The following is a 16861-nucleotide window of genomic DNA, read 5'->3' as shown; positions in this document are numbered from 1 at the left end:
CCGTGGCGCAGACGGCAGGTCCGGTCCGCGCGGCCCCGCGGCCGCTGGTGTTCGTGCTCGCCGGCACGATGCTGCTCGACGCGCTCGAGGTGTCGGTGCTCGTGCCCGTGCTCCCGGCGCTGGCCGGGGCGTTCGGTGCCGGGCCGGGGCAGGCGCAGTGGCTGCTGACCGCGTTCGCCGCCGGGTTCGGGGCGGTGCTGCCCGCGGGCCCGTGGCTCGCGGCCCGGTTCGGCACCCGGCGGGTCTACCTGGCGGCGTTGCTCGGCTTCGCGGCCGCGTCCGCGGTCGCCGGGGTGACCGGCGACTTCGCGGTGCTCGTGGCCGCCCGGCTGGTCAAGGGCGCGTGCGCCGCGCTCACCGCGCCCGGCGGGCTGGCCGTGCTCACCGCCGCGGTCCCCGAGGGCGAACGGCAGCGGCGGGCGGTGGCGCTGTACGCGGCGTTCGGCGCGGCCGGCTTCACCACCGGCCTGCTGGTGTCGGGGGCGCTCGCCGGCGCCGGACCGCGGTGGGTGCTGCTGTTCCCGGCGCCCGTCGCGCTGGTCCTCGCCGGGCTCGCCGCCGCGGTGGTGCCCCCGGACGCGCCGCGGGCGCCGGTCGCGGCGTTCCCGCGGGGACTGGCGCGCAACGGCCCGTTCACGCGTTCGGCGTTCGGCGCGGCGGTGCTCAACGGCACGTACCTGACGACCCTGCTGGTCACGACCTACGCGCTGCACGAACGCGGCTGGAGCCCGCTCGCCGTCGCCGCCGGCTGCCTGCCCGCGTGCCTGCCGGTCGCGCTGACCTCGCCGGTCACCGCGCGGCTGGTCGCGGCGATCGGCACGGCCCGGCTGATCGCCGCCGGCGCGGTGGCGGCCGCGGCGGGCTACGCCTGGCAGCTGCTGCCGCTGCCGGGGGACGGCTACCCGCGGCTGGCCCCGACGCTGGTGCTCGCCGGTATCGGGTTCGTGTTCGCCTTCGGCGCGCTCAACGTGCAGGCGGTGGCCGCGCTGCCGGCCGCGGCCCGGGCCAGGGCGGTCCCGGTCTACCAGAGCTGCGTGCAGTTCGGCGCGGTGACCGTGCTGCTCGCGGGCGTGGCGGTGGCCGGCCTGGACGGTCCGGTGTGGATGGTGGTCGCGGTGGTGGGGGGCGCGGGCGCGGGCGTCGCCCTAGCGGGATGGCGGCACCCGGCCGCGGAGTCTCGAGGAGGAAGCAGATGAGCCTGAACACGCTCGAACACCCCGGCGCCGTGGCGCGCGGGCACGACCGGTGCCTGCTCACGGCCCGGGAACGGATTTCCCTGCTGCTGGACCCTGGCTCGTTCACCGAGCTCGAGCGCGGGGACGGCGTGCTCACCGGGCGCGGCGAGGTCGAGGGCCGCCTGGTGCACCTGTGGGCGCACGACCTGCGGTTCGCCGGCGGCGCGCTGGGCGAGGCGTCCGCCGCGGGGATCCAGCGGCTCCTGGACACTGCGCTGGCCGAGGGCACCCCGGTCGTGGCGCTCGACGACTGCGCGGGGGTGCGGGAGGACGTCGCCGCACCGGACGGTTACGGCGGCACGCTGCGCCGGGCGGCCGCGCTGGCGGGCACCGTCCCGCAGATCACCGTCCTGCTCGGGCCCTGCCCGGGTGGCACGTCCTACGGCGCGGCACTGGCCGACTTCGTGTTCGCCGTCCGCGGTGCCGCGGCACCGGCCACGGCGCAGTTCGTGCACGACGACGAGCCGACGTGCCTGGAGGAGGTCCGGCGGCTGCTGGCCCTGCTGCCGCCGAACCGGCGCGAACCACCCCGCGGCGAGCCGTGCGAAGACCCGCCGGAGCGCCTGGTGCGCCACCGGTCCGCTCTCGACGTCGGCGATCTCATCGCGGAGGTCGTGGACGACGGCGAATGCGTCACCGTCGGGACCGGGCCGGGCACCCGGTGCGCGCTGGCCCGGATCGGCGGCCACCCGGTCGGCCTGGTGGCGGCGTGCGACCGCGCGGCGGGCGCCGGCGACGCGGCGCGGTTCGTCGGGTTCTGCGACACCTTCGGGATCCCCCTCGTCACGGTGGCGGACGTGCCGCCGGTCCGGCCGCACCCGGCCCTGCTGGCGGCGTACTGCGCGGCGACCACGCCCCGCGTCTCGCTGCTGCTGCGCCCGGCGGAAGCCGGCACCGGCCTGACGCTGGACTCCCGCCCGCTCGGCGCCGACGTCTGCCTCGCCTGGCGCCACGATGGCCCGCCCCCGGCGGCCGACGAGGTGATCCAGCCGGCCCAGACCCGGCGGGTGCTGGTGCGGTGGCTCGCGGTGCTGCGCGCGCGGGCGGTGCCGCGGTGAAACCGGAATCCTCTTCAGGGAAAGGAAAAGCCGTGTCCGAGAAATCCCGGACCGTCCTGGTCGTCGGGCCCACCGGCAACGTCGGGCCGCACGCGCTGGCCCAGCTCCTCGAAGCCGGGGTGACGGCCCGCGCGCTGGTGCCGCCCGGTGACCCCGCCGTGGACCGGATCCCCGACGGCACCGAGGTCTTCGAAGGCGACCTGGCGGAACCCGAAAGCCTGGTGCCCGCCCTCGACGGCGTCACCGGCGTGTTCCTCATGTGGCCGTTCTTCACCCTCGACGTGAGCACCGCGCCCGCCGTGCTGGAGGTGATCAGCCGGTACACCGGGCGGGTCGCTTTCGTCTCGTCGATCGGTGTCCACATCGGACTGGAGCCGGTGGACAACAACTGCCACGCCTACCTCGAGCAGCAGATCGAGAAGGCCGGGCTGACGTGGACCTTCCTGCAGACCACCGGGTTCGCCTGCAACGCGCTCGGCTGGGCCGGCCAGCTCGAGGGCGGCGACGTCGTGCGGTTCCCCTACGGTGACGCCGTCCGCACGCCGGTCCACGAAGCCGACCTGGCCGCCGTCGGCGTCCGCGCGCTCACCGAGGACGGCCACGAGAATCGCCGGTACGTCGTGACCGGTCCCGAAGCGCTGTCGCAGGCCGAACAGCTGCGGATCATCGGGGCGGCGGCCGGGCGCGAGCTCGCGTGGGCCGAGGTCGCGCACGACGACGCGCGGCGCGCGATGGTCGGGGCCGGCTGGCCGCCGACCTACGCCGACGGTGCGCTCGAGTACTTCGCGACCCTGGTCGAGACGCCGGAGACGCGCACGGACACCGTCGCCGAGGTGCTCGGCCGGCCCGCCCGGACGTTCCGTGACTGGGCCGAGGAGCACGCACACCGCTTCCGGCGCGGTGCGGCGCGATGACCGGCGACGAGGGGTTCGCCGGGTTCTGGGTGCTGTCGGCGGCCGACGCCGCGGCCGCGCGGGCCCTCTCCGCGCAGCTCGACGACGAGCTGCTGAGCCTGCGCGACGCGGCCGGGTTCCGCTCGGCGCGCCTGCACCTCGGCGTCGACGGGCGGACCGTGGTGCTCCGCCACGGCTGGCGCAGCGCCGCCGACCACGCGGCCTTCCGCGACGGGCCCTTCGCCCAGCGGCTGCGCGGGGTCGCCGGCCGCGCGGCCATCCGCACCCCGCGGTGCTACGGCGGCGAGCTCGTCGCCCGGATCGAAGGCCCGGACGCCGGTGCCGCGCCCGGGGTCGCCGTGCTCGCCGTCCGGCACGTCGGCGGCCGCCGCAGCGCCCTCGCGCTGACCGAGCTGCTGGAACGCAGCGGGGACTGGAAGCGGGAGTTCCCCGGGTTCATCTCCGCGGACGCCGCGATCGGCCCCGACCACACCACTTTCGTCAACTATCCACAGTGGACCGACGTCGCCGCGTTCGACGCCTACATGGCGGATCCGCGCAACGCCGCCGGCCAGCCGGCGATCGCCCGGCTCGAAGCGGCCGAGCCCGTCATCGTGCGCTGCTCGGTCGTCGCCGAGGTGATCACCGTGGAAAGGAGCTGAAATGACCACCCCCGCCGAAGCACCCCCGGCCGGGCTGTTCACCGCCGGCTACTACCAGGACCCGTACCCGACGCTCGACCGGCTGCGCGAGCACGACCCCGTGCACGAATTCCGCTTCCCGGTCGGGGACGTGCGCATGTGGCTGGTCACGCGCTACGACGACGTGCGCGCCCTGCTGGCCGACCCGCGTTTCAGCTCCGAAGGCGGCACCTGGGGCAACCGCGAGTTCCGCGAGGCCGGCCTGGTCAGCGGGGCGGGCAGCGTCCTCGAACGCGCGGTCACCGTGGTCGACCCGCCCGCGCACACGCGGCTGCGCCGGCTCGCGATGAGCGCGTTCACCACCCGCCGCGTCGAGCGGTGGCGGGACGCGCTCACCGGGCTGGTGGACCGGACCCTGGACCGCTGCGCCGCGCTCGGCACGTTCGACGTCATGGACGACTTCGCCGGCGTCGTCTCCTCGGAGATGCTCGGCGCCATCCTCGGCCTGCGGATCGAGCGCCACCGCGACCTGGTCGACGCGCTGACCCAGGCGTTCCCCTCGGACCCGGCGCTGATGGACCAGGTGCCCGCCGGGTTCGCGCGGATCTGCGAGTACGCGGAAGAACTGGTCGCCGAGAAGCGCCGCACGCCGGCCGACGACCTGACGTCCGCGCTGGTCGAGGCCTCCGAGGACGGCGACCGCCTCGACGAGCGCGAACTGGTCGCGATGGTGGCGGCGATGATCATGGCGGGCAGCGACACCGTCCGCGCGTTCCTCGGCAACGCCGTGCTCGCGCTGCTCGACCACCCGGACCAGCGGGCCGCGCTGACCGCCGGCGCGGACACCACGGCCGCGGTGGAAGAACTGCTGCGCTACGAGGGCGCGCTGACCACCGCGCTGTTCCGGGTGACCACCGAAGACGTCGACTTCGCCGGCACCCGGCTGCCCGCCGGCTCGCCGGTGATCGCCGGGCTGCTCGCGGCCAACCGCGACCCCGCGCGGTTCCCCGACCCCGGACGGCTCGACCTGGCCCGGACCGGGCCGCGGCACGTCGGCTTCGGGCACGGCCTGCACAACTGCCTCGGCGCCGCGCTCGCCCGGCTGGAGATCGGGCTGTCGGTGACGGCGCTGTTCCGCCGGTTCCCCGGCCTGCGGCTGGCGACCGGCCGAGCCGACGTGCGCTACATCGAGAACTGGGCGATGCGCCGGCTGACCGCGCTGCCGGTGGACGCGGCGCGATGAGCGGGCCGGCCGTCCGCGTCGACCGGGCCCTGTGCTGCGGGTCCGGGTCGTGCGAGGTGATGGCGCCCGGGCTGTTCCGGGTCGGCGGCGACGGGTTCGCCGTCTTCCGGCCCCCGGCGGCCGGGGCGTGGGACGCGCAACTGCTGGAGGACGTCGCCCGGTGCTGCCCCACCGGCGCGATCACGGTGCACGGGACCGACGAAGGGAGTGCCCGATGACCCAGGAAGCGGAACAGGTCGCCGAAGACGCCGAGCAGGTGATCGGCAGGCTGTGGGAACGCAACTACGACCCGGGGACCCGCGGGATGATCACCGGCCTCGGCATCCGCCCGGACTGGCGCTGCCTCGACCTCGGGGCCGGCCTCGGGTCGATGTCACGCTGGCTGGCCGGGCAGGTCCCGCGGGGCTCGGTGCTCGCGCTCGACCGCGACACCAGCCACCTCTCCGCCGCCGCGGCGGACAACCTGACCGTGCGGCGAGCCGACCTGGCCGAAGCCGACTTCCCCGACGGCTCGTTCGACCTCGTGCTGGCCCGGGCGGTGCTGTCGTACCTGCCGGATCCCGAGGCGGTGCTCGGCCGCGTGCACCGCTGGCTCGCGCCGGGCGGGTACCTGGTCGCCGAAGACTTCTACTTCATGCCGAGCGACGACTGCGCGACCCCGCTGGGCCGCCGGGTCGTCGAGGGCTACGCGAAGGCCGCTGCGGGCGCGGGCCTGGACTGGCGGCTCGCCCGCCGGCTGCCGTCGCTGCTGGCGCGCACCGGTTTCGAAGCGGTGGAGCAGACCGTCCGGCCGCTCGGGCCCGGGCAGGGCGAGGAGGAGAACGAGCTGATGCGAGCGCGGATGAACCTGCAGGGCGCGCCCCTGGTGGAAAACGGCCTGGTGTCCGCCGAGGACGTCGCCGAGTTCGTGGCGACGCTCGACCGGCCCGAGGTCCGGGACGTCACCACGCTGCTGTTTTCGGTGCGGGGGCGGCGATGAAGGTCCTCTTCTGCGCGCCTTCGGCGTTCGCGCACCTCAACCCGCTGGTCCCGCTGGCGGGCGCGCTGCAGGGCGCCGGCCACGAGGTCCGGGTGGCGACCCATCCGGAGATGACCGACGCGGTGCGCGCGCTCGGCCTGACCGCGGTCGCGGCGGGGGAGTGGGACTTCCCCAAGGCCAACGCGCACGAAAGCGACGCGCTGTACGAGCGGGTCCTGGAGCTGATCGGCGACGAGGGCCGCGACCGCGCGCCCGGGCGGCCGCCGTCGAAGATGGTGCTGCGCGGGTTCCGCCGCTACTACGACCCGGAACCGCCGGGCGCGCGCGGGAACCTGCTCGCCGACGACCTGGTGGCGTTCGCCCTGCGGTGGCGGCCGGACCTCATCGTCTGGGACTCGATCTCGTTCCCCGCCGCCATCGCCGCGCGGGTTTCCGGTGCCGCGCACGCGCGGGTGCTGTGGTCGGTGGACGACGTCGCCTGGCTGCGGGCCGTGCTCAACCGGGTCACCGCCCGCCCCGGCGCGCCGGCCGACCCGATGCTCGCGCACATGCGCCCGATGCTCGAGCGCTTCGGCGTCGAGTTCGGCGAAGACCTCCTGCTGGGCCAGTTCACCCTCGACGCCTACCCGGGCGTGCGGTTGCGCACGCCCGCGCCGGAGCTGCGGTACGTCCCGCTGCGGCCGGTGCCCTACACCGGCACGATGACCGTGCCGGACTGGCTGGACGACCCGGGCGAGCGCCCGCGCGTCGCGGTGTCGCTGGGAGCGGGGATCCGGAGCTTCTTCCCGGGCGGCACCAGCAAAGTCGCGGCCGAAGAGCTCTTCGAAGTCACCGGCGGGCTGGACGTCGAGGTCGTGGCGACGCTGAACGAGGCGCAGCTGGCGTCCGTCGGGCACGTGCCGGACCACGTCCGCGTCGTCGACTACCTGCCGCTGAACCTGCTCATGCCGACCTGCGCGGCGATCATCCACCACGGCGGGGGCGGGACGTTCGCGGCCGCCGTCGCGCACCGGGTGCCGCAGCTGGTCTGGAAGGAACGCAGCGTCTACTACGACGACATCGCCCGGCTCGTCGAAACGAGCGGAGCCGGCCTCGTCGTGGACGACGAGCCGTTCGCCGCGGACGTGGTGCGCAAGCAGCTCACCCGGATCATGACCGAGCCGTCGTTCGCCGACGGCGCGGCCGAACTGCGGCGGGACGCGCTGGCCGTGCCGGCGCCCACCGAGGTCGTCCCCGCGCTGGAACGGCTGACCGCCGAGCACCGCGGGGTGACCCGGTGACGCCCGTGCGGCTCGGCGTGCTCGGCTGCGCGTCGATCGTCCGGCGCCGGATGCTGCCGGCGGTGGCGCGCAGCGGCGACGTCGAGCTCGTGGCCGTCGCGAGCCGGGACGAGACGAAGGCGAAGAGCGTCACCGCGGAGTTCGGCGGGGAAGCGGTCGAGGGGTACGAGCAACTGCTCGCCCGCCGCGACCTCGACGCCGTCTACGTCCCGCTCCCGGCGGCCCTGCACGCCGAGTGGGTCGAGCGCGCCCTGCGGGCCGGCCTGCACGTGCTGTGCGAAAAGCCGCTGACCGGGACCCTGCCGGCCAGCCTGCGCCTGGTCCGCCTCGCCGAGGAGCGCGGGCTTTCGCTGGTCGAGAACTTCATGTTCGCCCGGCACCGCCAGCACGCCGTGGTCCGGGAGCTGGTGGCCGCCGGCACGATCGGCGAGATCCGCAGCCTCACCGCGGAGTTCGCCTTCCCGCCCAAGCCCGCCGGCGACATGCGCTACACCGCGGCCGGCGGCGGCGCGCTCGTGGAGATCGGCGGCTACCCGCTGCGGACGGCGCTGATGCTGCTGGGCGAAGAGCTTTCGGTCGCCGGCGCGGTCGTGCGGCACAGCGCCGAGCACGGCGTCGACCTGTCCGGCGCCGCGCTGCTCACCGACCCGGCCGGCCGCACCGCGCACCTGACCTGGGGCATGGAGCACGCCTACCGGGCGAGCTACGAACTCTGGGGCGAGACCGGCCGGATCGTCGTGGAGTGGGCGTACACGCCGCCCGCCGAGCACCGGCCGGTGCTGCGGATCGAGACCCAGGACCGGATCGACCGGCGGACGCTGCCCGCCGACGACCAGTTCGGCAACGTGCTGGCCGAGTTCGCCCGGTCGGTGCGGACCGGCGTCCCCGGCGAGCTCGAAGGGCACAACGTGCTGCGGCTGGCCGCGTTGTCCGACGAGGTCGCGGCGGCCGCGCGGGTGTGCGGGGCGGTGGCGTGATGCGGATCCTGGTCACCGGGGGAGCCGGGTTCATCGGCTCCGCCTACGTCCGCGGCCTGCTCGACGGCGCCTACCCGGGCACGGACGGCGCGCGGGTCACGGTGCTCGACCACCTCGGCTACGCCGGCCGCCGCGACAACCTGCCCGCCGCGCACCCGCGGCTGGAGTTCGCCGAGGGCGACATCCGCGACACCGCGCTGCTGGCCGCTCTCGTGCCCGGGCACGACCTGGTGGCGCACTTCGCCGCGGAGTCCCATGTGGACAGATCACTGGCCGTGGCCGGGGACTTCCTGCGCACCAACGTCGAGGGCACCGGCGCGGTGCTGCAGGCGTGCCTCGACGCCCGCGTGGCCCGGGTGGTGCACGTGTCCACCGACGAGGTGTACGGCTCCATCGACGACGGCGCCTGGACCGAGGACTCGCCGCTGCTGCCGAATTCGCCGTACGCGGCGTCCAAGGCGGCTTCGGACCTGGTGGCGCGCGCGTACTGGCGCACCCACGGTCTCGACGTCTCGATCACCCGCTGCTGCAACAACTACGGGCCCCGCCAGCACCCCGAGAAGGTCATCCCGCGGTTCGTCACCAGCCTGCTGCAGGACCGGCCCGTGCCGCTCTACGGCGACGGGCGCAACGTGCGCGAATGGCTGCACGTCGACGACCACTGCCGCGCCGTGCACGCCGTGCTCACCGGCGGCCGCGCCGGCGCGGTGTACCACGTGGGCGGCGGGACCGGGCTGAGCAACCTGGAGCTCACCCGGCGGCTGCTCGAGCTGTGCGGGGCCGGCGAGCGGCTGGTGCGCCGCGTGCCCGACCGCAAGGGGCACGACCGGCGCTACGCGCTGGACGACAGCCGCATCCGCACCGAGCTGGGCTGGGCCCCGCGCGTCCCGTTCGACGACGGGCTGGCCGCCACGGTCGCCTGGTACCGCGAAAACCCCGGCTGGTGGGCCGCTTCCGCGAGCCGCGCCGCCGCGCTGTGAGGAGGACGCATGACCGACCGCAGGACCTCGATCCTGGACGACGTCCGGGCCTACCACGCCGAAGCCGAGACCGGGCGCGGGTTCGTGCCCGGGGAAACCGAAATCTGGCCCTCCGGCGCCGTGCTGGACGCCGACGACCGCGTCGCGCTGGCCGCGGCCGCGCTCGACCTGAAGATCGCCGCGGGCGGGGCGTCGAGGACGTTCGAATCGCGCTTCGCCCGCAAGCTCGGCCGCCGCAAGGCACACCTGACCAACTCCGGCTCGTCGGCCAACCTGCTCGCGCTGTCCGCGCTCACCTCGCCGCAGCTGGGCGAGCGGCGGCTGCGCCCCGGCGACGAGGTGATCACCGTCGCCGCCGGGTTCCCGACCACGGTGAACCCGATCCTGCAGAACGGCCTGGTGCCGGTGTTCGTCGACATCGAGCTGGGCACCTACAACACCACGGCGGAGCGGGTCGCGGCCGCGGTGTCCGACCGGACCCGGGCGATCATGGTCGCGCACGCGCTCGGGAACCCGTTCGAGGCAACGGAAATCGCCCGGCTGGCCGAAGAGAAGGACCTGTTCCTCGTCGAGGACAACTGCGACGCCGTCGGCTCGACCTACGACGGGCGGCTCACCGGGACCTTCGGCGACCTCGCCACCGTCAGCTTCTACCCGGCCCACCACCTCACCATGGGTGAGGGCGGCTGCGTGCTCACCGCGGACCTGGGCCTGGCCCGGATCGTGGAGTCCCTGCGCGACTGGGGCCGGGACTGCTGGTGCGAGCCGGGGGAGAGCAACAAGTGCCTCAAGCGGTTCGGCTACCGGCTGGGCGACCTGCCGGCCGGCTACGACCACAAGTACATCTTCTCCCACGTCGGCTACAACCTGAAGACGACCGACCTGCAGGCCGCGCTCGGGCTTTCGCAGCTGGCGAAGCTCGACGAGTTCTGCGCGGCGCGGCGGCGGAACTGGCGGCGCCTGCGCGACGCCGTCGACGGGCTGCCGCACCTGCTGCTCCCGGAAGCGACCCCGCGCAGCGACCCGAGCTGGTTCGGGTTCGCGCTGACCGTCACGCCCGACGCGCCGTTCACCCGCGCGGAACTGGTGTCGTTCCTGGAAGAGCGCAAGATCGGGACCCGGCGGCTGTTCGCCGGCAACCTCACCCGCCACCCCGCCTACCAAGGGCAGCACTACCGGGTTTCGGGCGAGCTGGCCAACAGCGACGTCGTCACCGAGAACACGTTCTGGGTCGGGGTCTACCCGGGGCTGACCGACGAGATGATCGACTACGTCTCGTCGTCGGTGAAGGACTTCGTCGGCGGGCGGGCGGCGAAGCGGTGAAGGGCATCATCCTGGCCGGCGGGACCGGCTCGCGGCTCGGCCCGGTCACGCAGGCGACGTCCAAGCAGCTGCTGCAGGTCTACGACAAGCCGATGATCTACTACCCGTTTTCGGTGCTCCAGCTCGCCGGGATCCACGACATCCTGCTCATCACCACCCCGGCCGACCGGCCGGCCTACGAGCGGCTGTTCGGCGACGGGAGCGCGCTGGGGATGACCATCTCCTATGCGGTGCAGGACCGGCCGCGCGGGATCGCCGACGCGTTCCGGCTCGGCGCCGCGCACATCGGGAACGAGCCGGTGGCGCTCATCCTCGGGGACAACATCTTCCACGGCCCGCGGTTCCCGACGATCCTGGCCGACGCGATCAAGAACCTCGACGGCTGCACGCTGTTCGGCTACCCGGTCGCCGACCCCGAGCGCTACGGCGTCGGGGAGGCCGACGAGACCGGCCGGCTGGTGTCGCTGGAGGAGAAGCCGGCGCGGCCGCGGTCGAACCGGGCGATCACCGGGTTGTACCTCTACGACAGCGAAGTCGTCTCGATCGCCGCGCGGCAGCGCCCGTCGGCGCGGGGCGAGCTGGAGATCACCGACGTCAACCGGGCCTACCTCGAGCGCGGGCGCGCGACGCTGGTCGACCTCGGCCGCGGGTACGCCTGGCTCGACACCGGCACCCCGGACGCCATGGCCGAGGCGGCGAAGTACGTGCAGATCATCGAAAACCGCCAGGGCGTGCGGATCGCCTGCATCGAGGAGATCGCGCTGCGCATGGGGTTCATCGACGCGGCCGCGTGCCACCGGCTCGGCGCGGCGATGTCGGGTTCGGACTACGGGCGGTACGTCATGCAGATCGCCGAAGCGGCCGGCGCCCCGGCGCCCGCGTAGGGAGGGAAAACCGTGTTGTTCCGAGACAGCGGGGAGTGCCTGGACTGGCTCGCCGAGCGCGACCGGGCCCAGGACTTCACCGTCACCCGCACCCGGCTCGACCGCATGCCGGGCTGGGCGGTCGATCCCGTCACCGGCAACCTGGCCCACCGCAGCGGGCGGTTCTTCACCGTGGAGGGGCTGGCGATCGGCACCGACCACCGCGACGTCGAGTCGTGGACCCAGCCGATCATCGTGCAGCCCGAGATCGGCATCCTCGGCATCCTCACCCGCGAGATCGGCGGCGAGCCGCACTACCTCATGCAGGCCAAGGTGGAGCCGGGCAACGTCAACGGCGTCCAGCTCTCCCCGACCGTGCAGGCCACCAAGAGCAACTACACGCGCGTGCACCAGGGCAGCCCGGTGCCCTACCTCGAGCACTTCCGGAGCCCGCGCCGCGGGCGGGTGGTCTTCGACTCGCTGCAGTCGGAGCAGGGCTCGTGGTTCCTGAGCAAGCGCAACCGCAACATGATCATCGAAGTCACCGAGGACGTGCCCGTGCGGCCCGGTTTCTGCTGGCTGACCCTGGCGCAGCTGGGCGAGCTCCTGCTGGCCGACAACGTGGTGAACATGGACGCCCGGACGGTGCTGTCCGGGCTCTCGTTCGCCGCCGGGGCGGCGCCGGGCCCGGCCCGCACGGCCGAGCTGGTCAGCTGGTTCACCGAGGTGAAGGCGCGGTACCGGCTGAGCCGGACGCGCACGCCGCTGGCCGTGCTGCCGGACTGGGAGCGGGGGCCGCACGAGATCCGCCACTGCGACGGACGGCACTTCTCGGTGATCGGGGTCGACGTCACCGCCGGGCACCGCGAGGTGAAGAGCTGGTCGCAGCCGATGATCGCGCCGCACGGGCGCGGGGTCGTCGCGTTCCTCGGCCGCCGGGTGGCGGGCCGGCTCGAGGTGCTGGTCCAGGCCCGCACGGAGGCGGGGACGCACGACGTCGTCGAGATGGCGCCGACGGTGCACTGCATCCCGGCCAACTACCCGGCGGGGGCCCGGCCGCGGTTCCTCGACGAGGTGCTCGCGGCACCGGCGTCCGCGCGGCTGCTCGACGTCGTCCACTCGGAGGAGGGTGGCCGGTTCCACCACGCGGAGAACCGGTACCTCGTCGTCGAAACCGAGCCGGACGCCGCCCTCGACGTCCCGGACGACTTCTGCTGGATGACCCCGGCCGAGCTCGCCGGGTTCGTCGGCCACGGCAGCTACGTCAACGTCGGGGCCCGGTGCCTGCTGGCGTGCCTGAACCTGGCCGCCGGCCCGGTACTGGACGGCGCGCGCCCGCGCGTCGCCGCCTGAGGGTCAGGGGAGGTAGCCGTGCAGGAACACCCGGACGCCCGCGGTGGCGAGCTCGGCGACTTCGGCGTCGGGGATGGGGATCGCGCCGTGGTAGCTGCGGCTGTCCACCTCCGCCGCCGCGAGCAGCGACAGGTGGAACGCGGCGCGTTCGGGGTCCTCGACGCGCAGCAGGCCGCGCTCGGCCAGCTGCCCCAGCCGCGAGGCCAGCTCCGCCTGGACGCGATGCGGGCCGGCCTGCTGCCAGGCCGTCAGCACCGCGGGCGGGAGGTGCCCGGCCTCGGCCCGGATCTGCTGCACGAGCGCGAAGTGGTCGGCGAACTCCGGGTTCGGCCGGGCCCACGCGCCGGCGAACGCGGTGAGGGCCGCCTCGACGTCGGTGACGGCGCCGAAGTGGTGCTCGATCAGGGCGAGCTGGGCCTCGGCGACCTCGGTCGCGCTGGTCTGGATGACCTCCTGGAACAGCCGCGCCTTGTCGCCGAAGTGGTTGTAGAGGGTGCGGGTGGAGACGTCCGCGGCGGCGGCGATCGCGTCGATGCTCGCCCGGCTGTAGCCCTCGCGGGCGAAGGTGACGCGGGCGCCGTCGAGGATCGCGCGGCGCTTGTCGCTGGAGCGCTGGGGGCGGCGCGCCGCCGCTTCGGTGCTGTTCATGCGCTGATCCTAGCCGATGTACAACGCCCGTTGCATCGGTAAAGTACAACGTGTACTGTACTTGGCGAAGCCTCCCGAGTTTCCGCAGCAAAAAGGAGTCACCATGACCCGGATCGCCGTCATCACCGGCAGCACCCGGCCGCGCCGCCGCGCGGCACTGGTCGCCGCCTGGGTGCTCGAGGTCGCCGAACGGCACGCCGGCTCGGGCGACGTCAGCTTCGAAATCGTGGACCTGGCCGACTTCGACCTGCCGCTGCTCGACGAGCCGGTGCCGGCGGCGATCGGCGACTACGCGAACGAGCACACGCGGCGCTGGGCGCGCGTGATCGACGGGTTCGACGGTTTCATCTTCGTCACCCCGGAGTACAACCACTCCTACCCGGCCGCGCTGAAGAACGCGATCGACTACCTCTTCGCCGAGTGGGGCGACAAGGCGGCCGGGTTCGTCAGCTACGGCCTGCACGGCGGCATCCGCGCCGTCGAGCACCTCCGGGCCGCCGTGTCCGAGGTCAAGCTCGCGGACGTGCGCTCGTGCGTGGCGCTGTCGCTCTTCGCCGACTTCAAGATCACCGACATGACGCAGCCGGGCGAGTTCGCGCCCGGCGACCACCAGGAGCCGACGCTCACCCGGATGATCGACGAGGTCGTGGCGTGGTCGGCGGCACTGGCTCCGCTGCGCGCCGGCCGCGCGGCGGCGGGAGAGGTGCGGGCGTGACCCGCGCGGACGCGACCGCCGCACCGGCCACGGATGACCGCATCGGCTGGCCGGTCTGGCGGCTCGCGCTGGTCATCGTGTTCGGGGCGTTCGCGTCCGGGCTCGACGCCTCGCTGACCAACATCGGACTGGACACCATCGGCGCCGACCTGCACGCCGGGCTCGCCGAGGTGCAGTGGGTCGCGACCGCCTACATCGTCGCGCTCGCCGTTTCGCTGCCGCTGTGCGGCTGGCTGGGCCGCCGGCTCGGTCCCGGGCGGCTCTGGCTGATGGCGCTGGTGGCCTTCACCGTCTCCTCCGGGCTGTGCGCGGCCGCGCCGGACGTCGGCTGGCTCATCGGCCTGCGCGTCGTCCAGGGCCTGGCCGCGGGCCTGATGGTCCCGGCGGGCCAGACGATCATCGGCCAGGCGGTCGGCGCCGCGCGGCTGGGCCGGGTGATGTCGACGCTCGGCATCGCCGCGGCGCTGGCCCCGACGCTCGGCCCGGTCGTCGGCGGCCTGGTGCTGCACGCGCTGTCGTGGGAGTGGCTGTTCCTGATCAACCTGCCCATCGGCGCGATCGGGCTGCTGTTCGGCCTCCGTTACGTCCCCCGCGGCGAACGCGGCGGCGCGGCCCCGCTCGACTGGTGGGGCTTCGTGTGGATCGGCGGCGGCCTCCCGCTGCTGGTGTACGCGCTGACGGCGTGGAGTTCGGCGGGCACCATGGCCGCGTGGTCAGTCCTGGTCCCGCTCGTGCTCGGCGTCGCGGGCCTGACGGTGTTCGTGCTGCGTACCCGGCGACGGGCGAACCCGCTGATGGACCTCGGGCTCTACCGGCGCCCGGTGTACGTCGCGGCCAGCGGCGCGGCCGTGTTCAGCGGCGCCCTGATGTTCGGCGCGGCCCTGGTCTTCCCGCTGTACTTCGAAATCCTGCACCACGACGGCGTGATCGGCACCGGGCTGCGGATGCTCGCGCTCGGCATCGGCACGGCGGTCGCGCTGCCGGTCACCGGCCGGCTGACCGACCGCTACGGCGGCGGCGTGGTCGCCACGTGGGGCAGCGTGGCCGCGCTCGCGACCACGATCGTGTTCCTCGTCGCCGGCGCGGACGCCGACGCCGACCCGGTGCTGATCGAGGTCCTGCTGGTCCTGCTCGGCGCGTCGGTCGCGGCGACCGCGGTCCCGCCCGGGATCGCGGCCTACCAGACGGTGCACCCGGACCAGCTCCCCGACGCCACCACGCAGGTCAACATCGTCCAGCGCATCGGCGGCGCCCTCGGCGGCTCGCTGTACACGGTCACCATCGCCAACGGCCTCGCGGCAGGCGAAGAGCACGCGTTCCGCGGGGTGTTCTGGTGGCTGACCGGCTCGGCGGTGCTCGCCTTGATCTGTTCGCAGTGGCTCCGCATCACCCTCCACCGCGCCCGCACCACCCGTGAACCGCTGGAAAGGACGGACGAACAGTGACCATTCCGGACATCGGCGTCGTCGCCGACGAACCGTGGCTGAAGATCGGCGCCCGCGAGTTCCGCTCCCGCGTGATCGTCGGCATCGAGCAGTACGATTCGGTCCCCCTCGTGCGCGACGTCCTCAAGGCGGCGGGCGCGGACGTCTTCATCACCACCGTGGACCCGGACAACCGCCGCTCGAGCCTGCTCCTGATGGACCTGGCCGACGAGCTGCCGCTCGACGACTTCACGTGGGTCGGCACGACGTCCTTCGCCCGTTCCCGGGAAAGCGCGCTGCGCAGCGCCCGGATCCTGCGCGAATCGCTGGGCATCGAGATCCTGAAGCTCGACGTGCGCGGCGAAGACAACATGCCGGACAACGCGGGCACCGTCGAGGCGGCGCGCGAGCTGCGCGCCGAGGGCATGGAACTGCTCCCGTTCATCCTCCCCGACCCGGCGACCGCCCGCGCCCTCGAGGAGGCGGGCTGCGCCGCGCTGCGCGTGATGGCGTCCCCGGTCGCCTCGGGCCGCGGCATCGCGAACCCGGCGGCGGTCCGGGAGGTGATCGACCAGGTCCGCATCCCGGTGGTCGTGGAGGGCGGCATCGGCAGCGCCCGGCACGTCGCGGAGGCGATGGAACTGGGAGCATCGGCAACCCTGGTGAACACGGCGCTGGTCCGCGCGGAGTCTCCGTTGTTGATGGCGGCGGCAATGCGCCAGGCGGCTTTGGCGGGGTTGCTGTCGTACGAGTCCGGCCCGATGCCGGAGGTAGCGGCAGCGGTCTGACCCGGCGCCGACTGCCACTGCCGTGCCTTGCCGCGGTTGCCGGTACTGCCCGGGCGGACAACGGAACCACGGCGCTTCGGCGTGGTGGCGGTGTCGCCCGGGGTGCGCTTCGCAAGTCCGGCCGGTGCCGCAAGTCGTTGCCGCGCTTGATGTCGGGCAGCCCGGTCCGGCACCGGAATTCGCTGCCGCGCCCTGCCTCGGCAGCCGAAATTGCCGCCGCGTCTCGGCGCGGCTGTCGAAGCTGCGCTTGGTGTCGGGCCAACCCAGTCCGGCGCCGGAGCTCGCTGCCGCGCCTTGGCGTCGCAGCCGAAGTCGCCGCCAAGCCAAGGCGGCACCACCACCGGCGCGGCAACCGAAGCCGCGCCTGGTGCCGGGCCACCCGGTCCGCCACCACGAACTCGCTGCCGCACCACGCGGCAGCCGGAAATCGCCGCCGCGGGTTGGCGCGGCGGTACGGGGAA

At 74.1% G+C, this 16861-nt stretch carries 17 protein-coding genes; 16 read left to right on the top strand and 1 reads right to left on the bottom strand.

Annotated elements, in window-relative coordinates; all coding sequences use genetic code 11:
* The first annotated feature begins 2 nt into the window (after positions 1–2).
* The 13 genes from H4696_RS19385 to H4696_RS19325 are packed head-to-tail and all read left to right on the top strand — an operon-like array spanning position 3 to position 12825.
* Complete coding sequence (locus H4696_RS19385) at positions 3–1196, top strand: MFS transporter (protein WP_086856345.1); 1194 nt, start codon at positions 3–5, stop codon at positions 1194–1196.
* Positions 1193–2293 (top strand): carboxyl transferase domain-containing protein, encoded by a 1101-nt coding sequence (locus H4696_RS19380; protein ID WP_211299594.1) that lies wholly within the window; start codon positions 1193–1195, stop codon positions 2291–2293. The genes H4696_RS19385 and H4696_RS19380 overlap by 4 nt, the downstream gene beginning before the upstream one ends.
* A 32-nt stretch (positions 2294–2325) precedes the next feature.
* Positions 2326–3207, top strand: a complete 882-nt coding sequence (locus H4696_RS19375) for an SDR family oxidoreductase (protein WP_086856343.1) — start codon at positions 2326–2328, stop codon at positions 3205–3207.
* Positions 3204–3848, top strand: a complete 645-nt coding sequence (locus H4696_RS19370; RefSeq protein ID WP_086856342.1) for a putative quinol monooxygenase — start codon at positions 3204–3206, stop codon at positions 3846–3848. Before H4696_RS19375 ends, H4696_RS19370 begins: the two co-directional genes overlap by 4 nt.
* Before the next feature lies 1 nt (position 3849).
* The gene (locus H4696_RS19365) at positions 3850–5070 is read left to right on the top strand and encodes a cytochrome P450 family protein (RefSeq protein ID WP_211299593.1); all 1221 of its coding nucleotides are present in this window, start codon (positions 3850–3852) and stop codon (positions 5068–5070) included.
* Positions 5067–5288, top strand: a complete 222-nt coding sequence (locus tag H4696_RS19360) for a ferredoxin (RefSeq protein ID WP_086856341.1) — start codon at positions 5067–5069, stop codon at positions 5286–5288. The genes H4696_RS19365 and H4696_RS19360 overlap by 4 nt, the downstream gene beginning before the upstream one ends.
* Positions 5285–6049: a class I SAM-dependent methyltransferase gene (locus H4696_RS19355; protein ID WP_086856340.1), complete on the top strand. Its 765-nt coding sequence runs from the start codon at positions 5285–5287 to the stop codon at positions 6047–6049. Before H4696_RS19360 ends, H4696_RS19355 begins: the two co-directional genes overlap by 4 nt.
* Complete coding sequence (locus tag H4696_RS19350; RefSeq protein WP_086856339.1) at positions 6046–7329, top strand: nucleotide disphospho-sugar-binding domain-containing protein; 1284 nt, start codon at positions 6046–6048, stop codon at positions 7327–7329. The genes H4696_RS19355 and H4696_RS19350 overlap by 4 nt, the downstream gene beginning before the upstream one ends.
* Positions 7326–8306: a Gfo/Idh/MocA family protein gene (locus H4696_RS19345; RefSeq protein WP_249026836.1), complete on the top strand. Its 981-nt coding sequence runs from the start codon at positions 7326–7328 to the stop codon at positions 8304–8306. The genes H4696_RS19350 and H4696_RS19345 overlap by 4 nt, the downstream gene beginning before the upstream one ends.
* A complete protein-coding gene (gene rfbB / locus H4696_RS19340; RefSeq protein ID WP_086856395.1) occupies positions 8306–9286 on the top strand; it encodes a dTDP-glucose 4,6-dehydratase in 981 nt (326 codons plus the stop codon). Before H4696_RS19345 ends, rfbB begins: the two co-directional genes overlap by 1 nt.
* 9 nt (positions 9287–9295) lie before the next feature.
* A complete protein-coding gene (rfbH, locus tag H4696_RS19335) occupies positions 9296–10609 on the top strand; it encodes a lipopolysaccharide biosynthesis protein RfbH (RefSeq protein ID WP_086856338.1) in 1314 nt (437 codons plus the stop codon).
* A complete protein-coding gene (gene rfbA / locus H4696_RS19330) occupies positions 10606–11493 on the top strand; it encodes a glucose-1-phosphate thymidylyltransferase RfbA (protein ID WP_086856337.1) in 888 nt (295 codons plus the stop codon). Before rfbH ends, rfbA begins: the two co-directional genes overlap by 4 nt.
* Positions 11494–11505: 12 nt before the next feature.
* Positions 11506–12825, top strand: coding sequence for an NDP-hexose 2,3-dehydratase family protein (locus H4696_RS19325; protein WP_249026835.1), 1320 nt, complete (start codon positions 11506–11508; stop codon positions 12823–12825).
* A 3-nt stretch (positions 12826–12828) separates the two neighbouring features.
* Here H4696_RS19325 and H4696_RS19320 read toward each other — a convergent pair whose 3' ends face one another.
* The gene (locus H4696_RS19320) at positions 12829–13473 is read right to left on the bottom strand and encodes a TetR/AcrR family transcriptional regulator (protein WP_086856336.1); all 645 of its coding nucleotides are present in this window, start codon (positions 13471–13473) and stop codon (positions 12829–12831) included.
* Positions 13474–13576: 103 nt separating this feature from the next.
* Between H4696_RS19320 and H4696_RS19315 the strand changes: the two genes are divergently transcribed.
* The 3 genes from H4696_RS19315 to H4696_RS19305 are packed head-to-tail and all read left to right on the top strand — an operon-like array spanning position 13577 to position 16400.
* Entirely contained in the window at positions 13577–14188 is a 612-nt protein-coding gene (locus H4696_RS19315) for an NADPH-dependent FMN reductase (RefSeq protein WP_086856335.1), read from the top strand.
* A complete protein-coding gene (locus H4696_RS19310; protein ID WP_249026834.1) occupies positions 14185–15633 on the top strand; it encodes a DHA2 family efflux MFS transporter permease subunit in 1449 nt (482 codons plus the stop codon). Before H4696_RS19315 ends, H4696_RS19310 begins: the two co-directional genes overlap by 4 nt.
* Positions 15630–16400 (top strand): HisA/HisF-related TIM barrel protein, encoded by a 771-nt coding sequence (locus tag H4696_RS19305; protein WP_086856334.1) that lies wholly within the window; start codon positions 15630–15632, stop codon positions 16398–16400. Before H4696_RS19310 ends, H4696_RS19305 begins: the two co-directional genes overlap by 4 nt.
* Positions 16401–16861 lie beyond the last annotated feature (461 nt).

Source organism: Amycolatopsis lexingtonensis, assembly GCF_014873755.1.
In the GTDB taxonomy this organism is placed as follows: domain Bacteria; phylum Actinomycetota; class Actinomycetes; order Mycobacteriales; family Pseudonocardiaceae; genus Amycolatopsis; species Amycolatopsis lexingtonensis.
Note: the sequence above shows the minus strand (reverse complement) of the source record. Positions and strands in the feature narration are given on the sequence as shown.

Excerpts from the sequence above, each read along its gene's own strand:
- H4696_RS19380 (WP_211299594.1), top strand. The coding sequence starts at position 1,193 with ATGAGCCTGAACACGCTCGAACACCCCGGCGCCGTGGCGCGCGGGCAC.
- H4696_RS19370 (WP_086856342.1), top strand. The coding sequence starts at position 3,204 with ATGACCGGCGACGAGGGGTTCGCCGGGTTCTGGGTGCTGTCGGCGGCC.
- H4696_RS19365 (WP_211299593.1), top strand. The coding sequence starts at position 3,850 with ATGACCACCCCCGCCGAAGCACCCCCGGCCGGGCTGTTCACCGCCGGC.
- H4696_RS19360 (WP_086856341.1), top strand. The coding sequence starts at position 5,067 with ATGAGCGGGCCGGCCGTCCGCGTCGACCGGGCCCTGTGCTGCGGGTCC.
- H4696_RS19355 (WP_086856340.1), top strand. The coding sequence starts at position 5,285 with ATGACCCAGGAAGCGGAACAGGTCGCCGAAGACGCCGAGCAGGTGATC.
- H4696_RS19350 (WP_086856339.1), top strand. The coding sequence starts at position 6,046 with ATGAAGGTCCTCTTCTGCGCGCCTTCGGCGTTCGCGCACCTCAACCCG.
- rfbB (WP_086856395.1), top strand. The coding sequence starts at position 8,306 with ATGCGGATCCTGGTCACCGGGGGAGCCGGGTTCATCGGCTCCGCCTAC.
- rfbH (WP_086856338.1), top strand. The coding sequence starts at position 9,296 with ATGACCGACCGCAGGACCTCGATCCTGGACGACGTCCGGGCCTACCAC.
- H4696_RS19320 (WP_086856336.1), bottom strand. The coding sequence starts at position 13,473 with ATGAACAGCACCGAAGCGGCGGCGCGCCGCCCCCAGCGCTCCAGCGAC.
- H4696_RS19315 (WP_086856335.1), top strand. The coding sequence starts at position 13,577 with ATGACCCGGATCGCCGTCATCACCGGCAGCACCCGGCCGCGCCGCCGC.